This window comes from Rhodococcus mengyinensis (assembly GCF_048381435.1).
Taxonomy (GTDB): Bacteria; Actinomycetota; Actinomycetes; order Mycobacteriales; family Mycobacteriaceae; genus Rhodococcus_F; species Rhodococcus_F opacus_D.
The window spans coordinates 20,715-30,871 of the sequence record NZ_JBLWIT010000097.1; the positions used below are offsets into that span (position 1 = coordinate 20,715).

Here is a 10,157-nt window from a genome sequence, read left to right on the forward strand (position 1 = left end):
GCTCCCCGTTGGACCCGCGAATACTCGGCGTGACCCCTTCAACGTGGGGGAAAAGCACGCCCACCAGATATGCCGTGATCGGCGCATCATTGGTGAGAACCTCCTCCTGTCCGTCTTGCGGGCCGAGAAGGTCTGATCTCAGTGCGCCGCGAATCTCGGATCTCAGCGCGTAGTGGGCGCTGTGGTGGGACCTGGTCACTCGCCGGTACCGCCTTCCGCTGTCGTGTCGTTCCATTCGAATTTCCCGAGCCCAACCAGCCGTGGCGCAATCCATATTCCGGTTTCGCCGAGCCCACTGCGCTCGGCGACAGCACGGGAGCCGGCGACGGTCTCCATTGCATCGACTCGCAGCCCTGTGATGCACCGCGGCCAGCGCTGCACGTCGTAACCACGATTGAGCTTGAGCAAACGCCACAGGTCACCACGGAATCGTGCTGACATCTCGCCGACGACGATTCCTGCGTGAAAGATTCCGTATGGCGGCGTTTCGGTTGTCGTCTCAGGCAGATCATGCAGACGCCTGAGCTCCACCTCGTCGTTGACGGAAACGGATTCACGCAGGTACTGCTGGGTGACCACCGGATCAGCGAACGGCTCGCGCACCCCAGCGGGCACTTCGCCGCACACGTCGAACTCGGAAACCTCGATGCCGTTGCGAGCCCACCGTTCCCGGCCGCCAAGGAACCATCTGTCCACGGGGAACGGGTTGCGGTTCGCCTTGCGTATCTGCCACAGCTTCGGAATCTTGATTCGGTATAGGTCATCGCGAGGCCGGGTCATCGCCACGTACAGCAGTCGCGCCTCGGCCGGCGGGTCGACATCCCCGCCTCCCCTACTCACAATCGGTTCCGGTTCGACGACCAGGACACGGTCGAACTCCAGGCCCTTGGCCCGGTGAACCGTCGACAGCACCAGGGGGTGAACCGGATTGGCAGTCAGCTCGTCCGGCAGCCAGCCCTCGGCGACCGCGCGCCGGAGGGCTTCAACGTCCAACTGGTTTCGAGGACTCGCCGCGACCCTCCGCAGCGACTGCCACACCCGACTCGGTTCGTCTGTCACGACCCGGAGCTGGCACAGGACCTCGGTGAAGCGTTCCTCAGTCATGGTCGCACCACCGGCCGACTGCAGCAGGTCTGCCACCCACGGCGGCACTGGCCGGGATCGCGGCGACCGCTGGATACGGTGCGGCACACCATAGTTGTGCAGCTTGTCCGACAGCCATAGAACTTGGCCGTTGTCCCGGCAGAGTATGGCTGTGGTCCCGCCGGACATTCTCAGCGAATCCTGAACAAACTGATCGCTCAATTCGCCGAAATTCGGGGCAGCGCCGAGTACCGAACACAGTTCGGCGTGAATCCGCGATGCCTCGGCGTCAGCCGCAGCCTGGTCCGTCGGGAGGTTCTGGAGTTGTGCACCGTACGGTATCGCGGCCCGGGTCTCGGATGTGCGTGCACGGAAATTGTCGTCGAGGCTGACCTCGACGAGATCGGCCACATACGACGCACGGATCCAGTCGAAAAATCGGTTGGTCTCACCAGCTCGCTCTGCAGGGTCGGCGACCTGAAACCCGTAGATCGACTGCGCGGTGTCGCCCACAACTGTGAAACCGCAGTTGTCGGAGAATCGGTCCAGCAGTGCTTCGACCATCTCGCGGCGAACTCCGACAAGGTCCTGGACCTCGTCGATAATGACGTGCGCCGGCGGTCCGTGTTCGAAGGACTCGAGCACACCGGCGTCGATCGCATCGATCGCCATCGCGATCCGGTCGTCGAAGCTGGTTCCTGCGAGGTCGTCCCGCTCCCGGTCCATCTGCTTAAGGAGCGCCAGCGCCCATCCGTCGAAGGTCTGCGCGCGGACACGGCGCGCGGACACGGCCAGTCGGTCGACACGATCACGTAGCTCGCGCACTGCTGCACGCGAGAAGCTGAGCACCAGGATCTCTCCGGCCTCCAGCTCTTCGACACCGGTCAGGTGCTCGAGCCGGTAAGTAAGGGTCGTGGTCTTGCCCGCGCCAGCTCCTGCGGTGACGAGTGTCCGTGCGTCCCAAGGCTGCTTGACGACGTTCCGCTGACCCTGAGTAAGCGAGAGGTCGTGCGACTTTACAATGGTCATCATCGCTCGTCTTCCTGCCACAGGTACTCGAATTCAGTAAACGCAAGGCTGTTGTCGAAGTTCGTGATGTTGTCCCGAACGTCGAGGATGAGGCAGCTGTCCTTGCCGCCATTCTTGACCCCGCGAAGCCCGCGTCCGACCATCTGTTGGTAGGCGTTAGCGCTGTACACAGGGCGGGCGATCAGGACTGCCCGGGTGGCCGGTGCGTCGAAACCCTGCGACAGCACACCATAGTTCGTGATGACCCGAATCTCGCCGCGTCGGAACGCGTCGATTCGTTGCCGCCGATCACCGGGTGGGGTCGCCGAATCGATGGCAACCGACCTGATCCCCCGGTTGCTCAGTTTCGCCGCGAGAAGTTTCGCGTGGTCTACCGAGGTCGCGAAAACCAACACGGGCCAGCCGTCCGGGAGCGCCGCGATCTCCTCGATGATCACCTTGTTACGGTCACCGTCCTCGGCAAGTCGGCGCTCCGCACTTCGCGGGAGGAATCCGTGGAGCTTCTCGACCTCGGCAAGTTCGTGGTTCTGCAGGGCCATGTCAATTCCGGCGAGTTCTCGATGCTCAACCTTGGAGAGAATTCCCAGCTCCTGCAGTTTTGAGATCGGCTCGTCACCGAGGACCCCTTCATCAAGCCGGCGGTCGCCGAATCGCAACACCAGACGTCGAGTCAGGTCCTCGTTGTTTCGGAACGGCGTTGCGGTCAATCCAACCAGGTGCCGGGTCGTAACGCGGTGAGTCAGGCCCATCGAGTCGAGAATCTGTGTGTACTGCTTTGAGATGGCTACATGAGCCTCGTCGACGATGACCAAGGACGCTTTCCGCAACCACGCATAGTCGTCGGTGTCCAGGCAGGACCGCAGCTTGGCGTCGGTGGCCACGACGAGGTGCGGACGACCCGACACCGGCGTCGCCGAATTGTCGGTCCACAATCGATCAATGACAAGCGGATACTCCGCACCCACCTTCTCCCACACAAACTTCCACGATTGTACGGCCTGCTCACACAGTTCGGTCGTCTGCGCGATCCACAGGATTGGCCCGTCCGGCATCCCCGACTCGCGGATCCAACGGATCACGCCCTCCGCCGCAACACGGGTCTTGCCGGCTCCGGTCGGAAGGCTCAACATCGCACGCTGAGGACGAGCGCTGCACAAGAGATCGACGAATCGACTAGCAATCAATTCCTGGTACGGGTGAAGCGACGGGAAGTCGGTTGGTCCGGAGGCAACTTCACGCTCCGGCAGCGGCGGAATATACGTTCCAGCGAAAGAATCCGGAAACTTCAGACCCGCAACAAACTTCAATGCTACGCGTCCACCGTCGAATCGGGCGGGCGCTTCAGGAAACTCCGCACGAATTTCCTTCGCGTACGCACGCAACACACCATCGTCATGGGCGTTGTAGGCAAGTTCCGCAAGGCGGAGCGCCCCGGAATCCTGTCCGCTCCCGAGCGACTCACTCTCCACGAGGCCTGCCGGAAGCCCCCGCTGCAGCACGTCGGCATCCAGCATGAGCGAAAGCTTCTCGGGGACCTCACCAGCATTTCTGATCGCCGTCAACTTCTCATTGAATGCTTGGTCTTCGAGGTGCTTCCGGTGGGCTTCGAGCGCCGCACGGCACCCATCGGCACCGAGACCGAAACCGAATTCCTTGTCAGCAAGGATCAGCGCCTTCTCGCTGGTGACACTCGCCGGGACCAAGACTGTGCTGTCCTCACGTGCGCTGGCCAGTGGCGTGAGCCGGGTCCCATTCGGAGTGCGGACCACCTCCTCCAGCTCACTGCAGCGTTGCATGAACAGTCCACTGAGGGTCGACGTGGCAATCCTCCGCCGAAGCGATGGATACTCGTCCGACAACGCGATCGGCGCACCCTCCGGCACTGCGCGGATTCGCTTCTCGATCACGTCATCGATCGTCAGCATTCCCCACTCCGAGATCATCACGTCGGCCTGATCGGCGTCGGCGGCCCGGTCGACAAGAATGGCCGGATGACGCTCGCGTATCAACTCGTCATATTCCGAGCGAGACCTTGCGACAGCGATCTCGCCATCCACACGGAGTTCCCATTCGTCGCCCACTCGACAGCGAACAACTTCTTCCTTGAAGACCAGGTCGTACGCGATCCGGATCAGAAGTGCGTAGGTTCGACCGACGAAATTGTCGTCGGTACTTTCTTTGAGCTTCTCGAGCAGAGCATTCCAGCGCGCCGGTTCGACATCCTCGACGGCGGTGGGCATTCGTAGCTTCCGAGCCTTCGCCTGGCTGATCTCGGCCACAGGTAGCACAGACCCGTACTCGCTCAGCTGTGGGCCGACCGCCTCTCGGACACGCCGGAGACCCTGCGTCGTCCGTACCATTCCATGCGTGCCGATGAGCCATCGAATCGGAGAGAGGATCTGTACCCGGGTGTTCGCGCTCTGCCCGATCTGCCGCGTCCAGTTCTCAATCAGGCCGTCGTCCGAAATCTCAGTGATGAAAGCCGCACGCCCTTCGTCTGACAGCCGCTTGAACAAGTGAAGGGGTCCCGCCATCGCGCCGCCATCCAGCTTCATCGTAGTGATCTGGATGCGACTTCGCGTCGCGCCCAGGGTCGAGCAGTATTGGTCGTACATCGCCTTGCGGTAAAGTTCGAACCATCCGTCTTGGTCGGGCTTGTATGACGCGTCGGGTCGATCGGACATTCCGAAGCTGCGGAGGATCGATCGGTCGTTCGCATGGAATGACATGTCAACGGCAATGTTTCCGTCGCGGGATCCATCTGCCGGTACAATCGGCCCCGGCAACATACATGCCTTCAAGGGTGCAAATTTCCCAGTGACCGTCTTGACATGCAATGTCGAATTGAGGTCGTTGACGCGCTGTCGGACGGCAGCAGCCTGGACGGGGCCGCCCGCGCTATTCAGAAGTTCCCAGAAGCGCGTCCAGGACTCATCTGTATAGCCCGCGAATCCCTGGTCCAACACGCTGTGAAATCGACCCTCGGTATCGGACTCCCGGATGCCCAACCGGTCCAATAGCGGCACCAGCTCCGGATCGTCCGACAAACTGGTATCGACGTAGACGAGATCGTCACGCAGCCCATCGTCGCTCGAACGTCGGAACAAGCTCCCTGCGGCTGGCGCTACAAATGTCCCGGACTCCGTCAAAACGATACGAGCCTTCCTTGCCTCGACCGCATCCGCGGCATTGTTCGACCCCGCGAGATCGTGCACGAGCATGTGCGCGAGGACCCGAATCGCCGCGGCCGAGGCCGCGGCCGTGCGGTCCTCGACAAGGGCCTCCAGCCAGGCGCGCACGGTCTCAGGTTCCTTGCAGGAAGCCGCTTCGAGGATGTGGTTCATCTTTCCCCGGCGAGACCCAGGTCCTTCGACAGAGTGATGGACCCAGTTCACCGGCCGTCCCGGGTATTCGCGCCACAATGCCAGTGCCTGTGGAGACAGCTTCTCCTTGTGGATCCTCAGGCCAGTGGGCAAGCGGAGGTCGCCTCGCTGGTCCGGCAGCGAGGGACTCTTGGCAGCAAGTAACCAGACCTCCTCAGTGAGATGTCTACAAGCCCAGTTCGGCGATTCCTTCGGCCGTCCGGGAAGTAGCGGCAGGAAGGCCGCAGGGTCTTCCACAGGTGTGAGATTCTCCAAAGAACCGACGACCAACCTGGCGGCCACATTGAGCAGCTCCGCATTCAGGTCACTGCTGTCGAGGAGATTCTGCCGGTCTTCATTCGTCTTCCACGCAGCGTTGAGTGCGCCACTCAACGTCATCGGATATTTCGTCGGGAAGTACGACCAGAACGTACCCCGATCGTTGGGAATGGTGTGATAGTCGGATCCGTCCGCCACCGTGTAGTTGGGCACTGCCCAGGAGATGTCGATGGTGACTCGGTCGTGGAGTTCGCCCGCACGTCGTCGCGTTTCATCGCTCACCCTATGGGGGAGCGTGAAGACCCGGTAGCTCTCGGACACCGCCTTCGATCCAGTACGAGACTGATGAATCGTACGAATGTGTCCCGACTCCCCGACCTGAATCTCGCGGCGGACGACTGGCATATCCCGGCGATCCTCCAGCACTACGCTCCCGACATGGGGAGAGAATAGTTGGAAGAGGTGTGGAAACTCGTCCTGTTTCGACTCATCAACGCGAGCTTTGGAGCTCTGCTGGATGTCACGTCCAAGTCGCTCTGCTTCGCCCGCAACCAGAGGCAAACGCACCACCGTGCTCGCCCAACCCAGCATCGAATCGAGAACTGAATCGCGTGAGCGTTCGAAGGAGACGTCGAGGGGACGCGCCATCCTCAGTACCGGCGTTTCACCTACGGAGTCGAGCGAAGGCTCGCCCCTCTCGGCTTGCGCCCCGTTTACCGCTGCGAGGATCTCAGCTTCGGACCATTTTGCATCGAATCCGAACGATCCTGTCTTGCTGAAGATCTGCGGCGCCTGCGAAACCGAGAGGACCGACTTCACACCTACACCGAACCGGCCGATCTGGCCGCCGCGCTTCTTCGAGACACCCATTCGAAGAATGGTGTCCGTGCCTTCCGGCGTGACGGGGGTGCCCTCGTTCGCACAGTAGAGGTACTCCTCTGTGAGGGCGACGTGAATGCGTCCTCCGCGGTGCTCAGGGGCTCGAAGCTCGTCAGCCGCGTTCTGGACCAACTCGAAGATCTGGCGGTCCCCGTATCCACCTTGATGGATACGGCGCTCCCCGTTCGCATCCTCCTCGATGCGTGCCGGGTTCAAGGCATACGTACGGAGAGCAAGTTCGGTGAGCTCCGCAACTTTGCGGAGAACGTCACTGTCGTTGGTCATGTTCATGGAGGTCTCGTCCTAGGAGCGTGGAGGGGCTGACCCGACGTCTATGACGACGGGTCATATGTCGTCTATCGCCCGTGTTACGTGCGGATGTCCCTGCTCAAAGCCGCTTGCACCCAATTGTCACTGTCGTCCACGGCACCCCTCAATTCTCCGGCGATAGTGCTCAGGAAGTGATCGGCATTGCACCCTGACATCCTGATGTCCATATTGTGCACATTCCCACCGACACATCTGACCACCTTCCTGCCGAAAGTCATTCGATCGACTGACATCATCGGGCTACTCACCCCGCTGATAAGCTCCGCGCGGATCTGTCTGCCAGCGAACTATCAGGAGAATCGTTATGACCGCCCCGAACCGTTACGGGCGCTGGCTCGGGGCAAACCTCCAGCAAGCGGGTATGAGCCAGGCTCAGCTCGCAATCGCACTGGGGCTCACTCGTGCGGCGGTCTCGGCGTGGATCGCCGGACGCGCCGAACCCCGTGAGGAGCTGAAGGAACGGATTGTCACCATCCTTGAAGCCGAACTTCCCCAGGCTGATGACCGTAGCGCGATCGCGCCGGCGGATCGCAACCTGCAATGGCATCACCGGCCTGCACATACCGATGGCGGGCGCGAGTACGGCAATGCCGCGGCGTTCGCGTTCAACGCCGACCTGTCGGTCCTCGCACGCGAAGCAACCCAGAACTCGATCGACGAGCGCCTCGACCACAACGCCCCTGTACGCGTCCACTACACCCTGCACGAGCTGACCGACGAGCACCTCGAGTCTTTCCTGTCGGCGATCCAGTGGGGTGATCTGTCACCCCACCTGGAAAGCGCGGCAAGAGCCGAGCAGAAGGTCTCACGCAGCCTCCGAGCCGCGCTCAACGAGCTGGCCGAACGTCAATCTCTCGTGCTGCTGCGCATCGACGACTTCAACGCCTCCGGTCTCAACGGACCCGAGTACGAAAACGGTAACTTCGCCGCGGTCGTTCGACGCCAACTCGACAGCCACAAGCAGTCCGTCAGTCGCGCAGGCGGTTCGTATGGTCTCGGCAAAGCAACCCTCTGGGCGACAAGCAAGTATGGCCTTGTTCTCATCAACTCGACGCTCTCCGAACCCCACGATGGCCACACGGAACGCCGCGTCATCGGCCGACTCGACCTCCCCTGGCACGAGGTCGAGGAAACGGCATACGCCGGACCGGCATGGTTTGGAACGTTGGAAACCGATCCAGAGCGGGAGGGTGTATCGCGCTCGTGGTGGGCCACCGAGCAGATGGTCCGCGACCTTCACCTCGACCGCTCGAAGGCAGCGCCCGGCACGTCCTTCCTCATCGTTGGCGCCCATGACGCCTCGGGCGACGCCGAAACACTCCAGGAAATGCACGACAAGCTCGTTCGTTCACTCGCCGACGCGTTCTGGGCAGCAATGGTCGGAGGAAAGGCCGCTGCGCCGCTCCTGGACGCCCACGTCACTACCCTCCGCAACCACGAGATCGTCGTATCCGAGCAACGGGTCGATCCGCATCAACACCACCCCGCGCTTAGCCTGGATACACCGATCCGGATGAGTCCTTGGGTGGGTCGTAACGGCGAAATGCCCTGCCGTGGTGGAAGAATTGAACTTCTCACAGAAACAATTCGGCCACGACGAAGGGCATCTCGTAGGTGCAACTATCTCACACTCGACCCGTCTCGGCGGCGAGGTTCGACGACCCCAATCTGGTGGCGACCGCGGGGCTGGTCCCGGTGATGGCATTGGCGCAGGCCAGCGGCCTGCTCACCCTCGCCGACGAACACCTGAGCGTCCCGACCGACAAAGGCGCCCACCCGGGCCGCAAGATCGGATCCCTGATCGGTGGGATGGTCGCCGGCGCCGACAGCATCGCCGACCTGGCCATTGTGCGACACGGGGCGATGGGAACGCTCTTCGACCGACCCTATGCCCCGTCGACGCTGGGATCGTTCCTCCGCCAGTTCACCTTCGGACACGTCCGGCAACTCGACGCCGTCGCCTCACGGTTCCTGGGCAACCTCGCCGAGAAGACCCCGCTGGTCACCGGGATCGACACCGGGCGGGTCTTGGTCGATATCGACGATTCGATCATCGAGGTCCACGGCCACGGAAAGCAAGGGTCCGGATACGGCTACTCCGGCGTGCGCGGGCTGAACGCACTGCTCGCCACCGTCACCACGGAGACCGGTACGCCGGTGATCCTCACCCAACGCCTGCGCCGCGGAGCCTGCGGCTCCCCGCGCGGGGCCGCCCGGCTGGTCGCCGACGCCCTGGCCACCGTCGACCGGCTGCGCACCCAGGCCGGCGGACCGAGCGGTGGCGGCCCGCTGAAACCGCTGGTCCGGTGCGATTCGGCGTTCTACGGATATCCCACCGTCGGTGCGGCGATCCGCGCGGGCGCCGACGTCTCGGTCACGGTGCGCCTGACCGCCACCATCAAACAGGCGATCGCCTCGATCGACGTGGACGAGTCCGCGTGGACGCCGATCGAGTACACCGACGCCGTCTACGACGAGGGCGCCGACACCTGGATCTCGCGGGCGGAGGTCGCAGAGATTCCGTTCACCGCGTTCACCTCCCAGAAGAAGGCCCACCAGATCCCCGGGCGGCTGGTCGTGCGCCGCATCCCCGACCTGCGACCACCCAAAGACCAGGGACAGGGCACATTGTTCGACATCTGGCGGTTCCACGCCTTCTTCACCACCACCGACCCCGACCATGTAGACACCGTCGCCGCCGACAAAACCCACCGTCAGCACGCGATCATCGAACAGGTGCACGCGGACCTGAAGAACTCCGCCCTCGCGCACCTGCCTTCGGGCCGGTTCACCGCGAACGCCGCCTGGCTCGTCTGCGCGGTAATGGCGTTCAACCTCACCCGAGCCGCCGGCACCCTCACCGGCGATCCGAAGCTGACGCGGGCGACCACCGGCACCCTCCGGCGCACCCTCGTCTCGGTCCCCGCACGCATCGCCTCCTCGGCGAGGCGACTGACCCTGCACCTCCCTCAGGATTGGCCGTGGGAAACGGCGTGGCACACGCTGTTTGACAAAACCTTCGGCCGCAATCACCCGGCCATCGTCTAACACCCGCGACTCCTGCCCGACCTCGACGCGAAAGCCCCAGTGGAACAACCCGACACGAGAGGTCGGACGCTCAACCACGCCCACACACCGCCCACTGCTGCACACTGAAACTCACCCCGACTGGATCAACGAATCGGTGCATTCGGG

General features: G+C 62.7%; 4 protein-coding genes and 1 pseudogene. 2 read left to right on the plus strand and 3 right to left on the minus strand.

The genetic code is table 11. From position 1 onward, the window contains the following. Positions 1 to 195 precede the first annotated feature (195 nt). The 3 genes and pseudogenes from ACNJ7E_RS18730 to ACNJ7E_RS18740 form a co-directional block, all read right to left on the minus strand. Positions 196 to 1,596: a 3'-5' exonuclease gene (locus ACNJ7E_RS18730; RefSeq protein WP_418340683.1), complete on the minus strand. Its 1,401-nt coding sequence runs from the start codon at positions 1,594 to 1,596 to the stop codon at positions 196 to 198. Between the two features lie 9 nt (positions 1,597 to 1,605). Then, positions 1,606 to 2,115 (minus strand): annotated as a pseudogene (locus ACNJ7E_RS18735) (UvrD-helicase domain-containing protein); the annotation flags it as partial. Continuing rightward, the gene (locus ACNJ7E_RS18740; protein ID WP_418340680.1) at positions 2,112 to 6,923 is read right to left on the minus strand and encodes a DEAD/DEAH box helicase; all 4,812 of its coding nucleotides are present in this window, start codon (positions 6,921 to 6,923) and stop codon (positions 2,112 to 2,114) included. The gene ACNJ7E_RS18740 and the pseudogene ACNJ7E_RS18735, both read right to left, overlap by 4 nt. A 343-nt stretch (positions 6,924 to 7,266) precedes the next feature. Here ACNJ7E_RS18740 and ACNJ7E_RS18745 point away from each other — a divergent pair, with 343 nt between their 5' ends. Together ACNJ7E_RS18745 and ACNJ7E_RS18750 are read left to right on the plus strand one after the other, a co-directional pair. Then, the gene (locus ACNJ7E_RS18745; protein WP_418340681.1) at positions 7,267 to 8,661 is read left to right on the plus strand and encodes a helix-turn-helix transcriptional regulator; all 1,395 of its coding nucleotides are present in this window, start codon (positions 7,267 to 7,269) and stop codon (positions 8,659 to 8,661) included. Then, complete coding sequence (locus ACNJ7E_RS18750; protein WP_418339173.1) at positions 8,577 to 10,010, plus strand: IS1380 family transposase; 1,434 nt, start codon at positions 8,577 to 8,579, stop codon at positions 10,008 to 10,010. The genes ACNJ7E_RS18745 and ACNJ7E_RS18750 overlap by 85 nt, the downstream gene beginning before the upstream one ends. The last annotated feature ends 147 nt before the right edge of the window (positions 10,011 to 10,157 follow it).